Genomic DNA, 21,950 nt, shown 5'->3' on the forward strand with positions numbered 1-21,950 from the left:
AGGGGGGTCAACAGGAAAATTGCATTTTTGTGAAAAAATCAGATTTCGTGAAACTTTCTGAACCACAGACAGAATTCCTTCATCCCGTCTTCAAAAGACACGGCCGGCTTCCAACCGCAGAATTCCCTGACATTTTCCAAAGAAGCCCAGGTTGATTCCATATCAGCCACCGGTCTGGGACGCCGCTCCACGAAAGCTTTCTTTCCCAGATTCTGCTCAAGCAGCTCAATCATGCGGGTCACTCTTTCCGGCTTATCCCCTCCCAGATTAAGCACCCGCGACATCCCGGCTTCCGGCGGCCTGCCCAGAACCTGCTGCACGCCCCTGACGATGTCATCGATATAGGTGAAATCTCGGGAAAGGTGCTTTCCTTCATAAAGGGTCACCGGGCGCCCTTCCGAAATTGCTTTCGCAAACCCGTAATACGCCATATCGGGCCTTCCCCAGGGACCATACACGGTAAAAAACCGGAGCCCCGTCTGCGGAATACCGTGCAGATACGCGTAGGACTCAGACATCAGTTCGGCAGCACGCTTGGTTACAGCATATACGGAACTGGGCCTTTCAACCCGATCCGTCTCCCGGAAAGGAACGCTCTGATTGCGGCCATAAACGGAGGAGGAGGACGCATACACAACATGCGTCAGCTTTTTCAGATGACGGCAGGCTTCCAGAAGAGCGACCTGCCCCATGACGTTGGACGTCACATAGGAATAGGGATCGACCATCGAATGCCGAACCCCGGCCTGGGCCGCAAGATGGATGACACCTTCCAGATCGGAGTGCCGCGCGACCAAGTCCTGCATGGCTGCAGGACTGGCTACGTCTACTTTCAGAAAGCTGAACCCCGGATAAGGCTCAAGCTGCTCCAGTCGGGCGGCTTTGAGGGCCGGATCATAATAGGCATTGAGAGTATCGACGCCTACGACCTCCATGCCCTGCTTCAGAAGGGCCCGCGCAACATGAAACCCTATAAACCCGGCAACCCCGGTAACCAGAACTTTCACAGGACCATCAATGCTTCAGCGCGGAACTGGTAACAGCATCGCCCACCCGGATCCCCAGCTTCGCCGTAACGCCCCCTGCCAGCTCAAGCGTATTGGCCACCACACCATCACTGCGCAGGATCGCCTCGCTCAGAGGGACGGCATTTTCCGCAATGGCATGGATATGGTTCGTTGAATCAATGAACACGATGTCCAGCGGCACAAGCGTATTACGCATCCACATGTCCGAGACCTGAGGCGTTGCCCACATGAACAGCATCCCCTCGTTCTCAGGCAGACGCTTGCGGAACATCTCGCCCACTTCCTGCTGGCGATAGGTCTTGGCCAGCTCCACCGTAAACTCATGCTTCTGACCATCACGTGTCGTAATGGTCAAAGGCGCGGTTGGCAGACGGGCCTGCGCCTGCGTGATCGGCTCCTCCGCCTTCGCAACGCCAGCACTCATTCCAAGCGCCGCCACCAGCGCACAGCATAAAACTCGCATGATATGACTTTCAGGTTCAGGAAATCAGGAACGGATTGGTCCGGCGCTCTTCTCCGATGGTCGTCGGCATCCCGTGCCCGCACAAAACCACCGTATCATCAGACAGCGTCAGAAGATGTCTGCGAATACCGTCGACAAGCGCCTGTGAATCGCCATACGCAAAATCCGTCCGGCCAACCGTCCCACGGAACAGCGTATCGCCAGCCAGAACGCGACGGTTGTCATGATCCACAAAGACGACATGCCCCGGCGTATGGCCAGGAACATGCGCGACATGAAGATCCTGCCCCAGCAGATGCAGGACTTCTCCGCCTTCCACAAAGCGATCCGGCGCAACATTCTCCATGCCCGGAATTCCGAAAGCAGCCGCCTGTTTCGTGATGCTTTGCAACAGGAACTCATCCCGCCTGTCCGGCCCCAGAACCGGAACCGGCTGCCCCTGCTGCTTTTCAAGAGCTCTTTTCAGGGCAGCAGCGCCGCCGGCATGATCCAGATGACCATGCGTCAAAAGAATGGCCTCAACGGTCATCCCGTCCAGATGCTGAAGAATGTCTCCGACATCTCCGCCGGGATCCACCACAACGGCACGACCCTCATCATTCGAGAGAATGGTGCAGTTCTGCCGCAAAGGCGTTACCGGCACCCGCTTCGCATACAAAGGAGTCACAGCTCCCCCTTCCAGACGGTCCGTTCTGATGTGGCGATACCGCGTCAGCCCCTGTGCGACAAGTGAGACACAGCATCCGCCTGACACCAGCCACCACGGATCATTGACCCCTTTTCACAGGAAGGTCACTCTCCACCTTTCCCCATCACACGAGGTGTCATCATGAGCCGCATCATCCGCACAGAACCCAACGCCATTCTTTCCAAGGCCGTCGAATATCACGGCTTCATTTTCACGCAGGGCGTTGTCGCAGCTGATCTGTCCAAGGGAATCGAAGAACAGACCAAGAGCGTTCTCGACCAGCTCGACGAAATTCTTGAAGTGCACGGCACCGACAAGACCCGCATCCTTCAGGCCCAGATCTGGGTGAAGGACATCGCAGACCGTACCGCCCTCAACACGGTCTGGTCCGCATGGCTTCCGGAAAACATGGCCCCTGCCCGCGCCTGCGTTCAGGCCGTCATGGCGGACCCGAAGATCCTCGTGGAAATCATGCTCACGACCACGAAGTGATCTGAATCAGACGATTATGGCGAGAATGCAGCAGAGTGTGGTGTCAAAAAGATTTTCTTTGGAAATGAAAATTTAACCCACAGGCCTGCATTCTGCTCTTGTCAGGGTTGCAGGAAGGTTGTTACCTCCCTGTAACCCGAACAACACACAACCAATCAGGATCCTAAAGATCGTGAAGCATAAAAGTTGCCGGAAAACCTTTTTCTCTGCTCTGGCGCTCTCCGCGATCGCATTCTTTTCGGGACAGGCTCAGGCCCGTCACAGTTCGGGTCACCACGGACGGACCGTCTTTCACAGCCACCGTTCCAGCAGCCATCGCCATTCTTATGCTCACGTCATTCAGTGCGTCGCCTACGCCAAGACGGCTTCAGAAGTCGTTCTGCACGGCAATGCGCGTGACTGGTGGTACAATGCCGCTGGCGTTTATGCCCGCGGGTCCGCTCCGCAGGCTGGTTCGGTCCTGAATTTCCGCGCCATCCGCCGTATGCCGCTCGGCCATGTCGCCGTGGTCCGTTCGGTGGAAGACAGCCGCACAATCTATATCGACCAGTCCCACTGGGCGTCCAACGGCATCGCCCATAACGTGCGCGTCGTTGATGTTTCGCCCAACAATGACTGGAGCGCGGTCCGCGTCGCTCTCAACGATCGCAGCGGCCGCCTGGGCAGCATCTATCCGACCTACGGTTTCATCTATCCCCATTCCGACAATGGCGATCGCAACCCGGCCCCGCATGTCGTGATGGCACGCGCTTCGAACGTCTCAGGTTTCCGTCACCGCGCCGTCCTGAACGGCTCCGACGCTCTGAGCCATCCGATGAGCAGCACAGAAGTCGCCGAAGCTCCGGACGATGCCTTCACTTCGGACGCTCCCGACCGTTCGATTCGCTGATAAAGCCCGACGACCGGGCTTCAGTCCGGTCGTGATTCCCTGTGATAGGGATGACCGGTATTGATGGCCTGAGCCCGGAACACCTGCTCGGCGATCAGGACCCTGACCAGCATGTGCGGCCAGGTCAGTTTCCCCAGAGAAATCACGGAATCGGCCCGCTGGATCACGCTTGAATCCAGCCCTTCCGCACCACCGATCAGAAAATGAATGGGGCGCCCCGATTCCTGCCAGCGGGACAGCATCTCCGCCAGCCGCAGGCTGTCCGGTGTCTTGCCACCCTCATCCAGCGCCACGATCAGGGCATTGTCAGGACAAGCCCCCAGAAGAGCCGCAGCATCCTGGCGCTTCTGCTCCTGGACGCTGCCTTTTGACGGCGCGAGTTCCGTCACCGTCAAAGCGGGCCTGATCCGGCCCGCATAACGCTCGAACAGTTCGCGCTCCGGCCCGGCTTTGAGCCGGCCGATTGCGACCAGTTTCATTCAGTCCTGCTCTTCGTCCTGCCCGACAGCAACTTCGTCTTCGCTGCCATCCAGATCGGTGCCCCACATGCGCTCAAGCCCGTAAAGCTCACGGCTTTCCGGCTTGAAGAGATGCACGACAACATCACCGGCATCGATCAGAACCCAGTCGCTGCCATTCGCGCCTTCGATCAGAATGCGCTTGATGCCGATCTCATTGAGCTTCTTCTCGATGTGATGCGCCATCGCGGAAATCTGGCGGTCGGCAAGACCGGTCGCAATAACCATGCGATCAGCAAAATTCGCGCGGCCGACCAGGTCCAGCACAACGATGTCTTCACCCTTGTCTTCATCCAGACTCGTGGTGATGACCGTCAGCATGCTGGTCAGAAGATCCGGCTGCACGGCTTCGCGCTTGACGGCCGTTTTCTTCGGTCCGGCAACTGCGGCCTTCTTGCGAGCCGTTCCCGGCACCTTGGCAGCCTCGGCCAGTGCCGCATCGGGGGAGCTGGTTTTCCGGCGCACAGGCTTTTTGGCCTGCGATTCGGGAGAGGTCGTCTTGGTGATGGTTTTTACTCCTGATCGGAATCCGGACGAAACTGGCCGGACTCACGCAACGCTGTAGCCGATATATCGTTCTGCGGCGCAGAAAGGAACGTCCATGCGTTGCCTTTTCGCTCCGCAAGCACAGGTGATTCGCGCGAAGGCCGTCTCTGATGCCGCAAAACAGAGGCCGCGGCCCCCCGCAGGGCTGGCGAAACACTGCCCGGACGCGGGAGCACAGCAATGGGAACCATCGCAGCCAACCGCCGCCAGCGCTTCCAGTGCGAAAGCTGCGCCAGCCCGTCCGCACCCATCAGCCAGACGAAACGCACATGCGGGAAACGCTGTTTCAGCAATCCGACCGTTTTTACGGTGAAGCGCTGCCCAAGCCGCGATTCGATATCCGTTGCAACGATTCGCCGTCCGTCTGCAATCCGCTCCGCAGAGGCAAGACGCACCCTGAACGGCGCCATGCCTTTACTCGGCTTGAGCGGATTCCCGGGTGAGACCATGAGCCACACCTGATCCAGACGCAAAGCCCGCAAGGCCCGCCGCGCCAGCATGAGATGACCCGCATGCGCCGGATTGAAAGACCCGCCCAGAAGGCCGATCCGCATGTTCCGGCCGTCACCAGACGTCGGGATACTGATCAGCCCCGCACCTGCCCCGTGCCGATCACTTCGTACCGGTAGCATGTCAGCTGCTCGAGCCCCACCGGCCCCCGGGCATGCATACGCCCTGTCGCAATGCCGATTTCCGCACCGAATCCGAACTCCCCACCGTCACAGAACTGCGTGGACGCATTCCACATCACAACCGCACTGTCCGTCCCGTTGAGGAACTCGGCCGCGGCTTCAGGATCTTCGGCAATAATGGCCTCGGTATGCGAACTTCCATGCCGCGCGATGTGATCCAGAGCATCTTCAACCCCGTCCACCACGGCAACCGAAAGCACGGCGTCCAGCCATTCCGTATCGAAATCATCAGCCGAGGCTGCCGCAAGCGTCGGCACAATCGCACGCGCCCGATCATCTGCCCGGAATGTACATCCCTTCGCAGCCAGATCTTCAACAAGCAAGGGCAGCAGAGCCGGCGCAATCGCCGCATCAATCAGCAACGTCTCCGTTGCACCACAGATCCCCGTCCGCCGCATCTTCGCATCCAGCAGAATTTTCCGGGCCATGGCCGGATCAGCACTCGCATGAATGTAGGTGTGATTCAGACCGTCCGCATGCGCCAGAACCGGTACGCGGGCCTCACGCTGCACGCGCTCCACAAGGGACTTTCCGCCACGCGGAATGATCAGGTCGATCTTTCCCGAAGCCTGCAGCATCGCTCCGACCAGAGCCCGGTCGGCAGATGGCAGGATCTGCACACAGGCCTCGTCCAGCCCGGCTGCCCGCAATCCGTCTTCCATCGCCGCCTGAATGGCGCGCGCGGAATGAAGACTTTCTCCACCACCACGCAGAATTACCGCATTGCCAGACTTGATGCACAGCGCCGCGGCATCAGCCCCAACATTCGGCCGGCTTTCATAGATCATGCCGATCACGCCAAGCGGCGTCGCGACCCGGCGGAAATGCAGCCCGTTCGGCCGGTCCCATTCCGCCAGAACCCGCCCGACCGGATCCGGCAACCCTGCCACGTCTTCCAGACCGCGCGCCATCGCCTCAACCCGCTCCGGCGTCAGCGTAAGACGGTCCCGGAACGCCGCGTTCCGGTCTTCGGAAAGCGCTGCCAGATCCTTTTGGTTGGCGGCCACGATCTCGTCCGACCGGACCCTCAGTGCTTTCGCAGCTTCGGACAGGGCATGATTGCGGGTTCCCGCATTCGCCCGCGCCAGACTCCGGCTGGCACGACGAGCATGCTCCGCCAGACCGTCCAGAATGTGTCCTGCCTCAGACATTGAACCGGAACAGCAGGACGTCACCATCCTGCACCACATATTCCTTGCCTTCGATCCGCAGCTTTCCGGCTTCCTTGGCCCCGGCCTCACCATTGCAGGCGACGTAATCATCGAAGGCCACGGTTTCACAGGCAATGAACCCGCGTTCGAAGTCGTTATGAATGACGGCAGCGGCCTGCGGTGCCTTGGTCCCGGCCGTAATCGTCCAGGCACGGGATTCCTTCGGTCCAACCGTGAAATATGTCCGCAGGCCCAGCAGCTTGTAGCCAGCCGCAATGACGCGATCCAACCCGCTATCTGTCAGACCCAGCCCTTCAAGGAACTCCGTCCGGTCTTCCTGCGGCAGCTGGCTGACTTCCGCCTCAATGGCAGCCGACACCACGACAACACCCGCGCCCTCGGCTTCGGCCCGCTTGCGCACAGCTTCCGAAAAGGCGTTTCCGGTCGCGGCCGAAGCTTCCTCGACATTGCAGACATACAAAACCGGCTTCGTCGTCAGAAGCTGAAGGCGGGAGGCCTCTGCTTCCTGCCCCTTGGGAACCGCCGTCCGGGCCGGCTTGCCATCACGCAACGCTGCCAGCAGCGGCTCCATCAGTTCAAGCTGGGCCTGAGCCTCACGGTCATTGCCACGGGCCCGCTTCTGCAGACCGACCTGGCGCTTCTCCAGGCTTTCCAGATCCGCCAGCATCAGTTCCGTCTCGATGATGTCCGCATCCCGAACCGGATCAACGCCACCTTCAACATGGGTGATGTCGTCGTCTTCGAAGCAGCGCAGGACGTGCACGATGGCATCGACTTCACGGATATTGGCCAGGAACTGGTTGCCCAGGCCTTCGCCCTTGGACGCACCACGGACCAGGCCCGCGATATCCACGAACTCAAGGCTGGTCGGCACTTTACGGATGGACTTGCCGATCCGCGCCAGCTCATCCAGTCGCGGGTCCGGGACAGCCACACGGCCCGTATTCGGCTCGATGGTGCAGAACGGGTAATTCGCAGCCTGTGCAGCCGCCGTTTCCGTCAGGGCATTGAACAGCGTGGACTTGCCGACATTGGGCAGACCGACGATGCCGCAATTGAAACCCATTCGTGCTCTCCATCATCATTGAAGACCGTCCAGACGCGAACGATCCGTTCCAGAAAATTCCGTTGCCCTGTGTTCGCAGAAACCGAAGAGGCTCACAACCACCTCCCGCCGCGAAACAGGCTTTTCAGCCCACGATTCCCGCCAGATCCTGCAATGCCCGGACATGCGCCTTCAAAGCCGCACGCCCCTGTGCCGTCAGAACCAGCCAGGTCCGCTGCCGTCCCCCCAGAGGCGCCTTGCGTAACCGCACATAGGCCGCCTCCTGCATCTGGGCGAGATGCTTGGACAAGACTGAGTCACTCACCCCCAGCAGATCCCGCGCCCGCCCGAACTCCATGTCATCCACTTCCGACAGGGCCGCAGCAAGCTGCAGACGCGCGGGAGGATGAATGACAGGATCGAATTGGGGAACAGCAGTCACAACGCCGCTGTCATATCAGCCCGCCAGGCCCTCTGCCAGAGCAGGGCCGCCCCATAGCCGATCGCAAAACTGCCCAGCGTCGCAAGCCAGGGCAGCCACCCCCGCACACTAGCCCCCGACAGCGCCATCATCGCATAGACCGCCAGCATCATGCCGATCGCGACCTTCCGTGTCCGGCCCCGACGATAGCCATTGACGAAATATCCCATCCGCCGCCGCGCAAGCGCATAGAAAATCCCTATCAACGCGATGCACAGCCCTTCCAGCAGGAAGATGAATGGCGGGTCCAGACTCATGGAGAATGTCAGCAGCGCCAGAAGGCCGCCCATGACGGGCGCATTCCACCAGGGGCAGACAAGCTCGTCACCCAGCTTTTCCCTGAAAGCCCCCAAGGCTTCCAGTTGCACACGCGCATCGTCCCGGCTGGTCACGTCCACAGTCCTGACTCCATCCTGCTGCACGGTATTGACTTTCCAATGTGGAAAATGATGATCTGTCTTTCCATTATGGAAAGACAACAAGATCATGACAATCCTGCACGGCACTCCGAGGTCCGGAATTCTGGCCATCCTCTGGCTCACGGCCCTGCTGGGCGCCTGCATTCACCACAGCTACGCAGGAACACGGGACTGGCAGCACTTCCGGACGGTCACCCGGACCGGTGAACGGCGTCGCCTTTATCTGAAATGGCTGATCCAGAGCATCCTGCTCTTCGATCTGGGTGGCGTCATGACCCTCTGGCTTCTGCCCCGGCCTCTGGGCTGGACCAGCCTGACGCAACTGCGCCTGTCGCATCCCACTCCAACTGCCAGCACGGCACCGCCTGAAACGTCGCCGGCCTTTTTCATCGGATTTGGTTGCGGGATTCTGATCCTCGCAGGAGTCCTCCTCCTGCTCCGAAAGCTCAAACGGCCCTTACCCCTCAAACCTTTAGGCGACTTTGCGGCCATGATCCCCCGGACATGGCCCGAAGCCGGACTGGCGTTTCTGCTGTGCCTGAATGCCGGTCTGGGCGAGGAACTGTTTTTCCGGCTGGCCCTTCCCCTGCTTACAGGCCAACTCACCGGCAGTCTGATCGCCGGCGCCGCGCTCTCAACGCTGCTATTCGGGGGAATGCACTGGTATCAGGGGCTCAAAGGCGTTCTGGCCACGACAGCTCTCGGCCTGATCTTCATGATCCGTGCCCTAAACGGAACACCGCTGATCTGGCTGATGGGATTTCACGCCCTGATGGATGTCGTCGCCCTATTCATCAGACCGGCGCTAAGCGGCCATTTCAGCCGCAGTACCGTCAGGCAGCCAGCAGGGCGACCTTCGTCATGAAGGCTTCGTGTTCTTTCTTCGCCAGCAGAGGCGCCGCGTCGGCGATGGCCTCAAGCCACCGTTCCAGCTCCGGCTCTTCCGCCTTGGCGAAATTTCCCAGAACATGCCCGGTCACACGGTCCTTATGGCCCGGATGACCGATTCCCATCCGCACACGCCAGTAATCCGGCCCCGGCAGACATTTATCCATGGAGCGCAGGCCATTATGCCCAGCCGCACCACCGCCACGCTTGATGCGCAGTTTGCCGAAGGCAAGGTCGAGTTCGTCGTGGAATACGGTGATATCGTCCTGCGCAATCTTGAAGAACTGCGCGGCCTGCTGAACGCTGTCGCCTGACCGGTTCATATACGTCATCGGCTTGAGGAGCAGGATCTTCTGCCCCCCGATGACGCCTTCGGAGGTCTCCCCCCGGAAACGCTTGCGCCACGGTGAGAAACCGTGGCGCCTGGCGATCTCGTCGACCGCCATGAAGCCGATATTGTGTCGATGACGGCTCATCCCCGGCTCGGGGTTGCCGAGACCGGTCCAGAGCCTCATGACTTACTTCTTCTTTGCGCCGGGCTTTGCAGCTGCTTCAGCTTCAGCAGCGGCCTTGGCAGCAGCTTCGGCTTCCATTTCGGCATCGATCGTCGGTGCAGCGATGGAGGCGATGACCATGTCAGCAGCCTGGCCGCTGCCCAGAACAACGCCTTCGGTGCCCTTGAGGTCCGTCCAGCGCACGTTGTCGTGGATGTCCAGACCGCTCAGCTCGGCCGTGAAGTGCTCCGGAATGTTGGCCGGATCAGCCTGCACGTCCACATAGTGACGGACGACGTTCAGAACGCCACCGCGCTTGATGCCCGGGGACTTCTCTTCGCCAACGAAAGCGATGGAGACTTCAACGTGCACCTTGGTGCCGGCAGCAACGCGCTGGAAGTCAACATGGATCGGGGCATCGGTGACCGGGTGCAGCTGCACGTCACGGATCAGGGCTGCAACCGGCTCTGCGCCTTCGGCAGCCAGGTTGTACACGCGGGAGGACCAGCCACCGCGATGCAGTTCCTTCATGATCACGCGCGGATCAAGTGCGATGATGGAGGGTTCCTGCTTGCCACCGTAGATCACGGCCGGCACCAGGCCCTCACGTCTCGTTGCGCGCGCTGCCCCCTTACCAGCCTTCGCACGCGTCGAGACAGCAAGTGTCGTCAAATTAGCCACTGTTACGCTCCTGCGTATTGAATTTCACTCAACACAGACCTCCAGGGGTGCCTGTGCGAGGCGCGGAGTAGCGGAAAACCGCCACCGGCACAACCATTTTCGGACTCCGCCCCTCTGGACCAGCCCGTCTGCAGGCCGCTACGCTTGCCTTTCATTTCCACAGTTTCCGGCAGATCCCCCACCCGATGAGCATTGCCGCCCGCATCGAACGCCTGCCCTTTACCCGCTTTCACTGGAAACTCCTGTTCCTCGGCGGCCTCGGCTACACATTCGACGGCCTCGATTCCGCGATCGTGGCTTTTGCGCTCCCGATGCTGAAAAACCAGTGGCATCTGAGCGGCCCGGAACTCGGCCTGCTCGGCAGCGCCACCTATCTAGGCTACGGGCTGGGCGCCCTGCTGTCAGGCTGGTGGGGAGACCGCTCCGGGCGCCGCCGCGTCATGATGAGCGCCCTGGCCATCTATGCCATCGGCTCCCTGCTCTCCGCCGGATCGTCTTCCTTCGCGGGCTTTTTCCTGTGCCGCCTCCTTTCCGGAATCGGCGCCGGTGCGGAAGCCACCATCATCGCGCCCTATCTCAGCGAATTCGTAGCCGCCCGCTATCGCGGTGCATTCACAGCCGCCCTCACGGGATTCTATTCCTTCGGCTATGTCACCGCCGCCATCATGGGGTTCATGCTCGTGCCCGCCATGGCGGATGGCTGGCGCTGGGCGCTGGCGCTCACAGGCTTTCCGGTCCTGATGCTTCTGTGGTGGCGCCGCGCCCTGCCCGAATCCCCCCGCTGGCTCGACGAACGCGGCCAGACGGCCGAAGCCTGCCGCATCGTCGGCGACATTGAGGAAAGCGCGGGCCTTGCCGTCGGCCTGACCACGACGACCGACCGTGGCGCCCCAAGCATCCGTCCGGTCCGGGATCTCTTCGCCCCCAACCTGCGCCGCTCCACCTTCATGAGCTGGGCCATGTGGCTGGCCATCACCTTCAGTTTCTACGCGTTCTTCACCTGGATCCCGACCCTGATGATCGAGCGTGGCATGACCGTCACCCGCAGCTTCGGCTACGCCATCTCGATCTATTTCGCCCAGCTTCCCGGCTATGCCTCCGCCGCCTTCCTCACCGATCGTCTGGGACGGCGCGGAACGGTGGCGCTCTTCATGGTTGCCGGAGCCATCAGCGCCATCGGCATGGCGACAAGCCAGACACCGACCGAAGTTCTGATCTTCGGCATCCTGCTGTCCTTCTTCATGAACGGCACCTTCGGCGGCATTTACGCCTACACACCCGAGCTCTTTCCGACGTCCCTGCGCGCCCGGGGCATGGGTCTCGCCTCTGCCATCGCGCGCCTGGGCGCCATCGCATCACCCGTCCTGATCGGCTGGCTCTACCCGCTTGCGGGCTTTCCCGGCGTTTTCGGCCTCACGACCCTGATCCTGCTGTCAGGCGCCACCGTCACGCTCGTCTTCGGCCCCAGAACGGAAAAACGCCCGCTCGATGACGAGCAGGCGTTCGCACAGACCTGACTTCGGAAGATGGGTCTCAGATCATCGGCACCCCACCATTGACCGCCAGAAGCGCGCCCGTGGTGTAGCTGTTCAGCGGATCGGCAAAATAGACATAGGCGCCTGCCAGCTCGGCCGGCTGCCCCGGACGGCCCAGCGGTACATCCGAACCCAGATGCTCCTGCTCTTCCTCGGGCATTCCGGTGGCGATGAACGGCGTCCAGATCGGCCCCGGCATCACGGCATTGACCCGGATTCCCCGCCCGGCGAGCTGCTGCGCCATGCTGGATGTGAAATTCGCAATCGCCGCCTTCGTCATGGAATACGGCACCAGCAGTTCCGGCGCCGTCTTCAGATTGACCGAAGACGTGTTGATAATGGACGCCCCGGCCTGAAGATGCGGCAGGGCCGCCTTCGTCAGATGGAACAGCGCATCCGTATTCGTGGAGAAATGGCGCTTCCATTCCTCATCGGAAATCTCTTCCAGCTTGGCCCGCGCCTTCTGGAAGGCCGCATTGTTCACCAGAATATCAAGTCGCCCGAACGTCTCGACGGTCCTGCTGATCATCTCACGACAATGCGCACCATCACGGATATCTCCGGGCAACAACAGACAGTTCCGCCCCTCGGCCTTGATCTGTTCCCCGATATCGCGCGCATCATCCGCCTCCGTTTCCAGATACGAAATCGCGACATCCGCGCCTTCACGCGCAAATGCCAGCGCGACCGCCCGCCCGATCCCCGAATCACCACCCGTGATGAGGGCCGCAAGCCCCGCGAGCTTTCCGGAACCCTTATAGGTTTCTTCGCCGTAATCGGGCCGGGGAATCATCTTTTCTGAAAGACCCGGAAATTTCTGCGTCTGGCCCCGGAACGGCGGACGCGGATAGCGGGTGCGAGGATCAGCAGGCATGGAAACACTCCTGTGTCGTCATGGACAGAGTTCCTGCGCTTAACGGCCCGTCTTCCGGACAGGTTCAGAAAATTTCCCGGATTTATTTCAGGAACACTTGCCCCGGACAGCGCCTTCTAAGGGGCACGGCCTTTCCGATGGGAAGGGCAGCTTCCTCATCCAGACTTCCCGAAGTCCCGTATTTTTCCGGGCCTACAGGCAGAGGCGCATTTCATGAGCACGGACAAACGCAAAACCGTCACCATCGGCGACCAGACCTTCGAACGCGGCCCGCAGGGGGCCACCCATCAGGTGGCATCAGGCGAGACCCCAACCCTCACGACCCAGCAGGGCGTTCCCGTCTCCGACGATCAGAACACCGAGAAAGCCGGTGCCCGCGGGCCTGCCCTTCTGGAAGACTTTCATTTCCGCGAGAAGATCTTCCACTTCGATCACGAGCGCATCCCCGAGCGCGTCGTCCACGCCCGCGGCTACGGCGCGCATGGCTTTTTTGAACTGACAGACTCCCTGGCCGATTACACGACGGCCAGTGTACTGGGCAAAATCGGCAAGCGCGTTCCCGCCTTCGTCCGTTTCTCGACCGTCGCCGGTGGCCGCGGCTCCTTCGACGTGGCCCGCGACGTGCGCGGTTTTGCCGTGAAGCTCTATACCGAAGAAGGCAACTGGGACCTTGTTGGCAACAACATGCCCGTCTTTTTCATCCAGGACGCCATCAAGTTCCCGGACATGGTCCACGCCGTAAAGGAAGAACCCGACAGCGGCTTTCCGCAGGCCCAGTCCGCCCATGACAATTTCTGGGACTTCGCGTCGCTCTCGCCCGAGACCGTCCACATGCTCATGTGGATCATGTCCGACCGCGCCATTCCGCGCTCCTTCCGCTTCATGGAAGGCTTCGGTGTCCACACATTCCGCCTCGTCAACGCCGAGGGCAAATCCACCTATGTGAAGTTCCACTGGAAGCCGAAGCAGGGCCTGCAGTCCGTCGTGTGGAACGAAGCCGTCAAGATCAACGGCGCCGACCCGGACTTCCATCGTCGCGACCTGTGGGAATCCATCAATTCCGGCGATTTCCCGGAATGGGAACTCGGCGTGCAGCTCTTTGATGACGACTTTGCCGACAAGTTCGACTTCGACATTCTGGACGCCACCAAGCTGATCCCCGAAGAACTCATCCCGGTCCGCCGCATCGGCCGTCTGGTGCTGAACCGCACGGTGGACAACTTCTTCGCCGAAACCGAGCAGGTCGCCTTCTGCACCCAGAATGTCGTCCCCGGCATTGCCTTCACCAACGATCCGCTTCTGCAGGGCAGGAACTTCTCGTATCTGGACACCCAGACCAAGCGCCTCGGCGGCCCGAACTTCACGCATATCCCCATAAACGCGCCGAAATGCCCGTTCCACAACTTCCAGCAGGACGGCCACATGGCCATGCACAACCCGAAAGGGCGTGCAAACTATGAGCCCAACTCCTGGGGCATGGGACCGCGTGAAAACCCGCAGACCGGCTACAAACCCTATGCGGAAGAGCTTAATGGCCGCAAAACCCGTGAGCGCGGCGAACTGTTTGCCGATCACTACAGTCAGGCCCGCCAGTTCTACACCAGCCAGACCCCGACCGAGCAGACGCATATCAAGAATGCCTTCGTCTTCGAGCTCAGCAAGTGCCTCACCCCGGCCATCCGTGCCCGCGTCGTCGCCCATCTGCTGAACGTCGATGAAAAGCTCGCAAAGGGCGTGGCTGAAGGCCTGCGTCTGGAAAAGATGCCGGCTCCTGCCCCGGCTGCCCGCACGCCGCTGACGGATCTGCCGGCTTCGGACCCGCTCAGCATTCTCAAGAACGGCCCCAAGACGTTCAAGGGACGCAATCTGGGTGTGCTCGTCACCGATGGCACGGATGCAGACCTGCTCGCTGCTCTGATGAAAGCCGCGGAAGCGGAAGGCACGATCGTCGAACTGGTAGCCCCGGCGGTTGGTGGCGTGAAAACGACGGATGGCAAGCTTGTTCCGGCTGGCCAGAAGATCGTTGGCGCACCCTCGGTCCTGTATGATGCGGTCGTCCTGCTCCCGTCCGCAGCAGGGGCAAAGCTCCTGACTGGCGAGGCCACTGCACGGGATTTTGTGGCCGATGCCTTCGCCCATGCGAAGTTCATCGGCTACGGCCCGGACGCCAAGCCTCTTCTCGCCAAGGGTGGCATTACGCCAGAAGACATGGATGACGGCATCATCCCGCTTGAGGCCCCCAGCGATCTCAAGACCTTCATCACCCTATGCCGCAAACTGCGCTTCTGGGACCGGGAAGCCAGAACCCACGCTGTCTGAGACAAAACAGGGGCCGGAGACATTTTCCGGCCCTTTTTTTATATCTGCCCCTCCCCGCGCCACATTCCGAACGGAATCATGCCTGACTTCCATTCCAGAAGCGTTCCGCTTTTGCAGGATGGGATTTCAGGGTGAAGACAACATCAGGCGCACAGCGCAATCCGGGGATCGACCTGCTCAGAGGATTATCCATCATCCTCGTCGTCATCCATCACCTCGCCCTGCGTATCCCCCTGATGCACACCGGCCTCTCGGCCGTTTTACCCTCCATACTGCTGAAAGCCCTGAACTGGGATGGCGGCAAGGGTGTGAAGATCTTCTTCGTCATTTCAGGCTTCCTGATCACCGATCACACACTGCGCCGATGGGGCAGTCTGGGCGGCATCAACGCCATTGCCTTCTCAATGCGCCGGGCCTGCCGCATTCTGCCATGCCTGCTGGTCCTGCTCGGGATTTTGGCCGCTCTCAACCTCGCAGGCGCGCCTGATTTCCTGTTCCATCACGACAGCCAGACCCTGCCCGGCGCCATCTTCGCAGCGCTATTCATGCATCTGAACCTCTACGAAGCTCGGACGAACTATCTTCCCCCCAACTGGGATGTGCTGTGGTCGCTCTCGGTCGAGGAACTGTTCTATGCGGCCTTCCCGATCCTCTGCCTGCTGGGCGGACGCGTTCCCAAACTGCCCGGCCTCGTTTTCGCGCTCCTCGCCCTGTCCAGCCCTTTCGCGGAATGGCAGATCCGGAACGCATCGGACATCTGGCAGGATGAAGCCTACGGACCTGGCATTTCCGCAATCGCCATGGGCGTCTGTGCGGCCCTTCTGGCGCACCGGATAAGCCCGTCCCTTTTTGAAAAACTCACGCCCTGGCTTGGCTGGGCCGGAAGCTTGGGCGTCGGTCTCTATCTGATCGACGGCCATGTCGTATGGCTGACCCTCGGCTACGCCACACCGCTGTTCTTCACAGCCTCCTGCGCCGCCCTGCTCCTCGCTTTCTACAACGGATGGGGCAAGACGACCGGAAGCCGGTTTCTGGCATGGCCCCGCCAGTGGGGCCGGCTGAGTTATGAAATCTATCTCAGCCACATGTTTGTCGTCATGCCGATGGTCCATCTGTTCAGAGCCACCGGAGAAAACTGGATGCTCGGCTGGGTGTGGTTCATCCCGACCCTCGGCCTGTCCTTCTGCCTTGGCGCCCTCGTGGACCGCTTTCTCTCGCGCCCCGCCGATCGCTGGCTGCTCGAAAAATCCGGCCTGCGCCGCCCTCAGCCCAGCGGGGAGGCCCGCGGACGGATCGCCGAGATCTGATGACCAATATGCCCACCACCCGCGAGCGTCCGCCGCCGATGGCTGAAAAACCGAGGGTCCGTCAGCGTATCCACACCAAGAATCTGCACAGTCCGGACCCCAGCCTGTTCCAGACGGAAGCCGCAATAGCCCGGCAGATCGAAGAGGAAATGCCCCTCGCGCGGCGCTGAACGGAAGAAGTTCTCACCCGCTGCATCCTTGGCGAGAACCGCATCCCGCATATCCGGGCCGACTTCGTAGCTCTCCGGCGCAATGCAAGGCCCGACAACGGCATTGATCCCTGTGGCACCCAGCGCCACCATCTGCGCAACCACGGATTCCAGAATTCCGCCCACAGCCCCGCGCCAGCCCGCATGCGCCGCACCGACAATCCGCCCGTCATCAGAAGACAGCAGCACAGGCCCACAATCCGCCGTAATGACACCCACGCCGATTTCCGGCCGGTCCGTCACCAGCGCATCCCCTGCCTGCCCGGTTCCAGCCACCCAGAGCGGCGTTTCAGCCGTCACAGGCACGGTGATATCACTATGCGTCTGCTTCAGACCCAGCAGATGATCCGGCACCACTCCGATCGCCCGCGCCACCCGCGCCCGGTTCTCCGCCACATTCGCCGGATCATCCTGCGAGGACAGCGAGCAGTTCAGACTGTCATACGGTGCTGGCGAGACGCCCCCGAGCCGGGTGAAGAACCCATGCGGAACCTTGAGAACCGATCCCGTCAGCACGGCCTCAGACATGCGCTGACACCTGAGCCGGGCGCCGCATCGCGTAAACCATCAGCCCCATCCCCGCGAGCGCCATCGGAATGCACAGCAACTGCCCCATCGTCGTCCCACCCGAGAGGAATCCGATATTCGCATCCGGCTGCCGGAAGAACTCACAGAAGCTCCGCGCACAGGCATAGCCAAACAGGAACAGCCCCGAGAGGAACCCGAACCGCTCGCGAACCTGCGGACGGCTGGCGGCAAACAGCATCACGCACAGCAGCAGAACACCTTCGGTCAGGGCTTCGTAAAGCTCGGACGGATGCCGTGGAATCGGCCCGCCCGTCGGGAAGATCATTGCCCAGGGCAGATCCGGAGACGCCGGACGCCCCCAAAGCTCCCCGTTCACGAAATTCGCACAACGGCCCAGGCCAAGCCCGATCGGCACAACCGGCACGATCCGGTCCGCAAAGGCCAGAAAGCTGAGCCGGGTCTTCCAGCTGAAATAGGCCAGCGCCAGAATGACGCCCAGCGCACCGCCATGAAACGACATCCCGCCATCCCAGGTCTTGAAGATCTCCAGCGGGTGCGACAGGTAATCCATCGGCCGGTAGAACAGCACATAGCCCAGCCGTCCCCCCAGAAGCACGCCGAGAATGGCGTAGAACAGGAAGTCATCCACCTGTTCGTTCGTCGCCACTTCCGGCGCCAGACGGTTCAGCCGCCGCGCAATCGGCAGCGCGATGATGAACGACACCATATAGGCGAGCGCATACCAGCGTACCGCCAGCGGACCGATATGGAAGGCAACCGGGTCAAAATCCGGAAAGATCAGGGGATGGCTCAAGGAATCGGTTCTCAGAGATTGGGGTGAGGCTGGGAGAGATACTCGCGCACATACTGCCCGATTCCGTCTTCAAGAGACGTAAACGGCGCATCATATCCCGTAGCGCGCAGGCGACTCATATCCGCACAGGTGAAGGACTGGTACTGCCCGCGCAGCTTCTCAGGCATGTCCACGAACTCCACATCCCGCGCCCGCTTTGCCGCATCGCAGACCGCATGCGCCAGATCGAGATAGCTCCGCGCCACGCCCGTTCCGCAGTTGAACAGACCGCTGACCTCCGGATGGTCGAACAGCCACAGCATGACGTTCATCACATCCCCGACCCAGATGAAGTCCCGCTTCTGCTGCCCGTCAGCCAGACCAGGCACATCCGAGCGGAACAGCTTTGCCGCATGGCCCTGCACGACCTCGTCATACTTGACCTTCACCACAGAGATCATCGACCCCTTGTGATACTCGTTCGGCCCATAGACGTTGAAGAACTTGAGCCCGGCCCATTGCGGCGGCACCGGCGCACCGGCTTCGATTTCCCGCTTCACCCACAGATCGAATGCCTGCTTGGACCAGCCATACAGGTTCAGCGGTCGCAGCCCGTCGATATTCTCCAGCCCGTCACGGAACATCTCCGGCCGGTCCGCGGCGCCATAGGTCGCGGCCGAGGAGGCGTAAATCATCCGCACGCCCCGCGCCGCACACCAGCGCCACAGCGTCTGCGACAGATCCACGTTGCTCGACCAGACCAGATCGCCATCCCGCGCCGTGGTGGCGCTGATCGCCCCCATGTGGAACACAGCTTCGACATCCGGCTCCGACGCGAGGAAACCCTCAAGCGCGTCAGGCGTGATGATGCGATCCGGCGCATGGGACGCCAGATTCCGCCACTTCACCCCGTCCCTGAGCCGGTCAACCACAACCGTCCGCAAGCCCCGGCGACGCAGGGCTGCATGAAGGCACGAACCAATGAATCCGGCCCCGCCGGTGACGATAATCATCCTTCCTGTATAGTCTGTCCCCGATAACGATCCAAGCGACGCGCCCGACATGACACGCCGCAGAACAGCAGGAACTTCATCATGGCTGACAGACCCCGCTTTTTCGACGACCTCGCAGGCCTTGCCGGCAACGCCTTTTCCGCCGTGACCGGCGCCCGCGAAGAACTTCACGCCATCGTCCGCACCCGCGTGGACGAAATCCTCAACAGCCTCGACCTCGTCCGCCGCGACGAATTCGACGCCGTGCAGGAAATGGCCACCCGCGCCCGCATGGCACAGGACGCCACCGAACAGCGTCTGGCCGAAATCGAATCGCGCCTCTCCGCTGTCGAGGAACTCGCAACCGAAGAGAAGGGCGGCCCGCAGGGCTGATCTGCAACAGTCATGAGGACCAGTGTGACTTTTGCAACGCGTAATGCTTGCACACCGCGCAAAGGGTCCATAACGTGATTGATGTCGGGAGGGGATTTTCCTCTTCCGGCCGCAGACATCTGGAGCGCCGCACCGGCGCCAGGCCGGTGCCAGGCTCCACGGCCTTGGGAGACCCGCCATGCCTGCCCTGAGCACCTCACTCACCACGGAAACAGAATCCCATCCGCTCGACCTGATGGAACAGGTCATGGGCCTCTATGAATGGGAGTTCGAACGCCTCGGCCCGTCCGAAATGGCCGCCCAGGCCCCCGGACAGTGGTGCGACTATTCGCTGTATTTCACATGGTCCGACGAACTCTCGGCCCTGCATCTCAACTGCATCCTGGACCTGCGCTCGCCCGCCAAGCGCCGTCCGGCCATCCATGAACTCGTTTCCCTGGCCAATAACCGCCTCTGGATCGGCCATTTCGCCGTCGATCCCGATACCGGAACCCCCTCTTACCGACATACGCTGCTGCTGCGTGGCGTGCAGACCCTTCCCGGTGAAAGCATGGAAGACCTGGTGGACATCGCCATGTCCGAATGCGAGCGGTTCTACCCCGCCTTCCAGTTCGCACTCTGGGGCGGAAAATCACCGCAGGACGCCATAGACGCCGCAATGCTCGACTGCGCAGGAGACGCCTGACCGTGCCATCCGTCCCTTCGGTTCTTCTCGCAGGGTGCGGAAAGATGGGAGGCGCGCTGCTCGACGGCTGGCTCGCCTCCCCCACACCGCCCCGGCTCGTCATTCTTGACCGACACCGAACCGGCTCGGACGACGCCATCACCGTCGTCCGTACCGCCGCCGAAATCCCAGCCGGTTTCAAGCCGGACATCATCGTTCTTGCCGTCAAGCCGGCCGCTGCCGAAATCATGATCGACGCTATCGGCAAGGCGCTTGGCCCCCGCATGAGCAACGCCGCCATTCTCTCCGTCATGGCCGGCCGCACCTGCGCCGCCCTTTCGGACGCGGCCCGGCTGGCTGGCGCGGACATTCCCGTCCTGCGCGCCATGCCCAATACACCGTCCGCCGTGGGTGCCGGGATCAGTGGCCTCTACGCTGCCCCCTCCGCCACGCCGGAGCAGAAATCCATCTGTCACGATCTGCTGTTTGCCGTCGGAGACGTCGTTCCGGTGGAGAAGGAAGCCGATCTGTCCGTCGTCACCGCCATCTCCGGCTCCGGCCCCGCCTATGTTTTCCTGCTGGCGGAGCTTCTGGAAAAAGCCGGTCAGCAGCACGGCCTGTCCCCGACCATCGCCCGCCGGCTGGCGCGTGGAACGATTTACGGCGCCGGCCGCATGCTCGATGATCTGCCCGACAGCGCCGAGGACCTGCGCAAGGCCGTCACCAGCCCCAATGGCACCACAGCAGCAGCCCTGGCCGTCCTCATGAAATCCGACGCCTGGCCAGAGACTGTTCCAAAAGCTATTGACGCTGCTACAAAACGGGCCGACGAACTCGCAGGCTGACGGTTTCTTTATGGGAGAGAGCTTGTCGGCAGACCGCAATGCTCCCACCATGAAACCAGAAGCTTTCGACAGGAGACCCGTATGGACGGACGGCAGGACCCCTTTGAATCCGACGACATGGCGCTGAGCGGTCCGCCGGACATGGCGCAGGAAGCCTTCGACGCCGCCCTTCTCCAGTCTGCCCTGTCGCTCGCCGGAAACGAGGGATGGCACCGCTTCTCCCTCGTGGACGCAGCCCGCGAAGCCGGTCTTCCCGTCGAAACCGTCCGCAGGCGCTACCCGGTCAAAGCGCTGCTGCTGCTCCAGCTCGGGCGCCTCGCCGATGCCAGCGCCCTGCGTGACGACGGTGACGGCGGAACGCTGCGCGAATATCTCTTCGACCTGATCATGCGCCGCTTCGATATCTTCCAGGAATATCGCGAAGGCGTGCGCGCCGTCCTGCAGACGGTGCCCTACGACCCGGCTCTGGCAGCTTTTCTGGCCGGCACCACCCTTGATTCCATGAAATGGCTCGCCGAAGCCGCAGGGATCGACTGCACGGGCTTTGGCGGCGTGATACGCATCAATGCCCTGGCCGCAGTCTGGGCCCACGCCATGCGGGCCTGGGAAAAGGACGAAAGCCCCGACCTCGCAGCCACCATGGCAGCCCTCGATACCGCCCTGGACCGCGCCGAGCGCTACGGAATTCTCAAGCCGTCCGCCCGACGCAAAATGGACGAGGCCCTGAACAATACCGGCCTGCCCGACCACGATCTTGAACTGGAATCCTGACTTCGCACTTTACGAAGGCAGCCGGTTCAGATTAGAAGGCCGGAAGCATGCGCTCTGAAGGGCGCATCATTTGGGGTGTAGCCAAGCGGTAAGGCAGCGGATTTTGATTCCGCCATGCGGAGGTTCGAATCCTCCCACCCCAGCCAGCCTCCAAAAACCGGAAAATGCTTTCCCCAACGGGTATGCCGCGTTTCAGGACAATGCCCGTCAACTGATTTGGCTAA

Annotated in this window: 26 protein-coding genes and 1 tRNA gene; 11 read left to right on the plus strand and 16 right to left on the minus strand. The window is 61.4% G+C overall.

Going from position 1 to position 21,950, the window contains the following annotated elements; all coding sequences use genetic code 11:
• Positions 1–38 precede the first annotated feature (38 nt).
• Genes GOX01_RS03860 through GOX01_RS03870 form a run of 3 tightly spaced genes read right to left on the minus strand, consistent with a single transcriptional unit; the run spans position 39 to position 2,158 of the window.
• On the minus strand, positions 39–1,007 hold the full coding sequence (locus tag GOX01_RS03860; RefSeq protein WP_011252714.1) for an SDR family NAD(P)-dependent oxidoreductase: 969 nt from the start codon (positions 1,005–1,007) through the stop codon (positions 39–41).
• A gap of 7 nt (positions 1,008–1,014) precedes the next feature.
• Positions 1,015–1,491 (minus strand): DUF192 domain-containing protein, encoded by a 477-nt coding sequence (locus tag GOX01_RS03865; protein WP_174787469.1) that lies wholly within the window; start codon positions 1,489–1,491, stop codon positions 1,015–1,017.
• A gap of 16 nt (positions 1,492–1,507) precedes the next feature.
• Positions 1,508–2,158 (minus strand): MBL fold metallo-hydrolase, encoded by a 651-nt coding sequence (locus tag GOX01_RS03870; RefSeq protein WP_024717180.1) that lies wholly within the window; start codon positions 2,156–2,158, stop codon positions 1,508–1,510.
• A 162-nt stretch (positions 2,159–2,320) separates the two neighbouring features.
• On the opposite strand from GOX01_RS03870, the gene GOX01_RS03875 reads away from it, so the two are divergent.
• A complete protein-coding gene (locus GOX01_RS03875) occupies positions 2,321–2,671 on the plus strand; it encodes a RidA family protein (protein ID WP_011252711.1) in 351 nt (116 codons plus the stop codon).
• 172 nt (positions 2,672–2,843) lie between these two features.
• Positions 2,844–3,560, plus strand: coding sequence for a CHAP domain-containing protein (locus tag GOX01_RS03880; RefSeq protein ID WP_011252710.1), 717 nt, complete (start codon positions 2,844–2,846; stop codon positions 3,558–3,560).
• A 20-nt stretch (positions 3,561–3,580) separates the two neighbouring features.
• Here the strand turns inward: GOX01_RS03880 and GOX01_RS03885 are convergent, their stop codons facing one another.
• From GOX01_RS03885 to GOX01_RS03915, 7 genes are all read right to left on the minus strand, one after another.
• Positions 3,581–4,039: a 23S rRNA (pseudouridine(1915)-N(3))-methyltransferase RlmH gene (locus GOX01_RS03885; RefSeq protein WP_011252709.1), complete on the minus strand. Its 459-nt coding sequence runs from the start codon at positions 4,037–4,039 to the stop codon at positions 3,581–3,583.
• Positions 4,040–4,492, minus strand: coding sequence for a ribosome silencing factor (gene rsfS, locus GOX01_RS03890; RefSeq protein WP_024717179.1), 453 nt, complete (start codon positions 4,490–4,492; stop codon positions 4,040–4,042). It lies immediately after the preceding gene.
• A 98-nt stretch (positions 4,493–4,590) separates the two neighbouring features.
• Complete coding sequence (locus tag GOX01_RS03895) at positions 4,591–5,178, minus strand: nicotinate-nucleotide adenylyltransferase (RefSeq protein ID WP_011252707.1); 588 nt, start codon at positions 5,176–5,178, stop codon at positions 4,591–4,593.
• Between the two features lie 32 nt (positions 5,179–5,210).
• Positions 5,211–6,467, minus strand: coding sequence for a glutamate-5-semialdehyde dehydrogenase (locus tag GOX01_RS03900; RefSeq protein ID WP_080504743.1), 1,257 nt, complete (start codon positions 6,465–6,467; stop codon positions 5,211–5,213).
• Positions 6,460–7,554: a redox-regulated ATPase YchF gene (gene ychF, locus GOX01_RS03905; protein ID WP_062269314.1), complete on the minus strand. Its 1,095-nt coding sequence runs from the start codon at positions 7,552–7,554 to the stop codon at positions 6,460–6,462. The genes GOX01_RS03900 and ychF overlap by 8 nt, the downstream gene beginning before the upstream one ends.
• A gap of 124 nt (positions 7,555–7,678) precedes the next feature.
• Positions 7,679–7,975, minus strand: a complete 297-nt coding sequence (locus tag GOX01_RS03910; protein ID WP_062269312.1) for a transcriptional regulator — start codon at positions 7,973–7,975, stop codon at positions 7,679–7,681.
• Positions 7,972–8,436 carry a hypothetical protein gene (locus GOX01_RS03915; protein ID WP_024717178.1) on the minus strand — a complete coding sequence of 155 codons (465 nt, stop codon included), beginning with the start codon at positions 8,434–8,436 and terminating at the stop codon, positions 7,972–7,974. Before GOX01_RS03915 ends, GOX01_RS03910 begins: the two co-directional genes overlap by 4 nt.
• Before the next feature lie 64 nt (positions 8,437–8,500).
• On the opposite strand from GOX01_RS03915, the gene GOX01_RS13100 reads away from it, so the two are divergent.
• Positions 8,501–9,298: a CPBP family intramembrane glutamic endopeptidase gene (locus tag GOX01_RS13100; protein ID WP_011252702.1), complete on the plus strand. Its 798-nt coding sequence runs from the start codon at positions 8,501–8,503 to the stop codon at positions 9,296–9,298.
• Here the strand turns inward: GOX01_RS13100 and pth are convergent.
• Both pth and GOX01_RS03930 read right to left on the minus strand, forming a co-directional pair.
• A complete protein-coding gene (gene pth / locus GOX01_RS03925) occupies positions 9,267–9,836 on the minus strand; it encodes an aminoacyl-tRNA hydrolase (protein WP_011252701.1) in 570 nt (189 codons plus the stop codon). The genes GOX01_RS13100 and pth overlap by 32 nt on opposite strands.
• Before the next feature lie 3 nt (positions 9,837–9,839).
• The gene (locus tag GOX01_RS03930; protein ID WP_011252700.1) at positions 9,840–10,496 is read right to left on the minus strand and encodes a 50S ribosomal protein L25/general stress protein Ctc; all 657 of its coding nucleotides are present in this window, start codon (positions 10,494–10,496) and stop codon (positions 9,840–9,842) included.
• A 185-nt stretch (positions 10,497–10,681) separates the two neighbouring features.
• On the opposite strand from GOX01_RS03930, the gene GOX01_RS03935 reads away from it, so the two are divergent.
• Positions 10,682–12,013: an MFS transporter gene (locus GOX01_RS03935; protein ID WP_011252699.1), complete on the plus strand. Its 1,332-nt coding sequence runs from the start codon at positions 10,682–10,684 to the stop codon at positions 12,011–12,013.
• A 16-nt stretch (positions 12,014–12,029) separates the two neighbouring features.
• On the opposite strand, the gene GOX01_RS03940 is transcribed toward GOX01_RS03935, so the two are convergent.
• Positions 12,030–12,905: an SDR family oxidoreductase gene (locus GOX01_RS03940; protein ID WP_011252698.1), complete on the minus strand. Its 876-nt coding sequence runs from the start codon at positions 12,903–12,905 to the stop codon at positions 12,030–12,032.
• A 213-nt stretch (positions 12,906–13,118) separates the two neighbouring features.
• On the opposite strand from GOX01_RS03940, the gene GOX01_RS03945 reads away from it, so the two are divergent.
• Together GOX01_RS03945 and GOX01_RS03950 are read left to right on the plus strand one after the other, a co-directional pair.
• Positions 13,119–15,224, plus strand: a complete 2,106-nt coding sequence (locus GOX01_RS03945; RefSeq protein ID WP_011252697.1) for a catalase — start codon at positions 13,119–13,121, stop codon at positions 15,222–15,224.
• 131 nt (positions 15,225–15,355) lie between these two features.
• The gene (locus GOX01_RS03950; RefSeq protein ID WP_011252696.1) at positions 15,356–16,531 is read left to right on the plus strand and encodes an acyltransferase family protein; all 1,176 of its coding nucleotides are present in this window, start codon (positions 15,356–15,358) and stop codon (positions 16,529–16,531) included.
• On the opposite strand, the gene pgeF is transcribed toward GOX01_RS03950, so the two are convergent.
• From pgeF to rfaD, 3 genes are read right to left on the minus strand one after another with little or no spacing between them, the layout of a single operon-like run.
• Complete coding sequence (gene pgeF, locus GOX01_RS03955) at positions 16,489–17,268, minus strand: peptidoglycan editing factor PgeF (protein ID WP_011252695.1); 780 nt, start codon at positions 17,266–17,268, stop codon at positions 16,489–16,491. The genes GOX01_RS03950 and pgeF overlap by 43 nt on opposite strands.
• Positions 17,261–18,082, minus strand: a complete 822-nt coding sequence (gene lgt, locus GOX01_RS03960; RefSeq protein ID WP_011252694.1) for a prolipoprotein diacylglyceryl transferase — start codon at positions 18,080–18,082, stop codon at positions 17,261–17,263. Before lgt ends, pgeF begins: the two co-directional genes overlap by 8 nt.
• 11 nt (positions 18,083–18,093) lie before the next feature.
• On the minus strand, positions 18,094–19,074 hold the full coding sequence (rfaD, locus tag GOX01_RS03965; protein ID WP_011252693.1) for an ADP-glyceromanno-heptose 6-epimerase: 981 nt from the start codon (positions 19,072–19,074) through the stop codon (positions 18,094–18,096).
• Between the two features lie 81 nt (positions 19,075–19,155).
• Between rfaD and GOX01_RS03970 the strand changes: the two genes are divergently transcribed.
• From GOX01_RS03970 to GOX01_RS03990, 5 genes are all read left to right on the plus strand, one after another.
• Positions 19,156–19,446 (plus strand): accessory factor UbiK family protein, encoded by a 291-nt coding sequence (locus GOX01_RS03970; RefSeq protein WP_011252692.1) that lies wholly within the window; start codon positions 19,156–19,158, stop codon positions 19,444–19,446.
• 178 nt (positions 19,447–19,624) lie between these two features.
• Positions 19,625–20,131, plus strand: a complete 507-nt coding sequence (locus GOX01_RS03975; RefSeq protein WP_062269310.1) for a type III secretion system chaperone family protein — start codon at positions 19,625–19,627, stop codon at positions 20,129–20,131.
• A gap of 2 nt (positions 20,132–20,133) precedes the next feature.
• Entirely contained in the window at positions 20,134–20,955 is an 822-nt protein-coding gene (gene proC, locus GOX01_RS03980; protein WP_024717177.1) for a pyrroline-5-carboxylate reductase, read from the plus strand.
• Between the two features lie 81 nt (positions 20,956–21,036).
• Positions 21,037–21,726: a TetR family transcriptional regulator gene (locus GOX01_RS03985; RefSeq protein WP_011252689.1), complete on the plus strand. Its 690-nt coding sequence runs from the start codon at positions 21,037–21,039 to the stop codon at positions 21,724–21,726.
• A gap of 71 nt (positions 21,727–21,797) precedes the next feature.
• A tRNA-Gln gene (locus GOX01_RS03990) sits at positions 21,798–21,872 on the plus strand.
• Positions 21,873–21,950: the final 78 nt, after the last annotated feature.

The organism is Gluconobacter oxydans (assembly GCF_006539685.1).
GTDB lineage: Bacteria > Pseudomonadota > Alphaproteobacteria > Acetobacterales > Acetobacteraceae > Gluconobacter > Gluconobacter oxydans.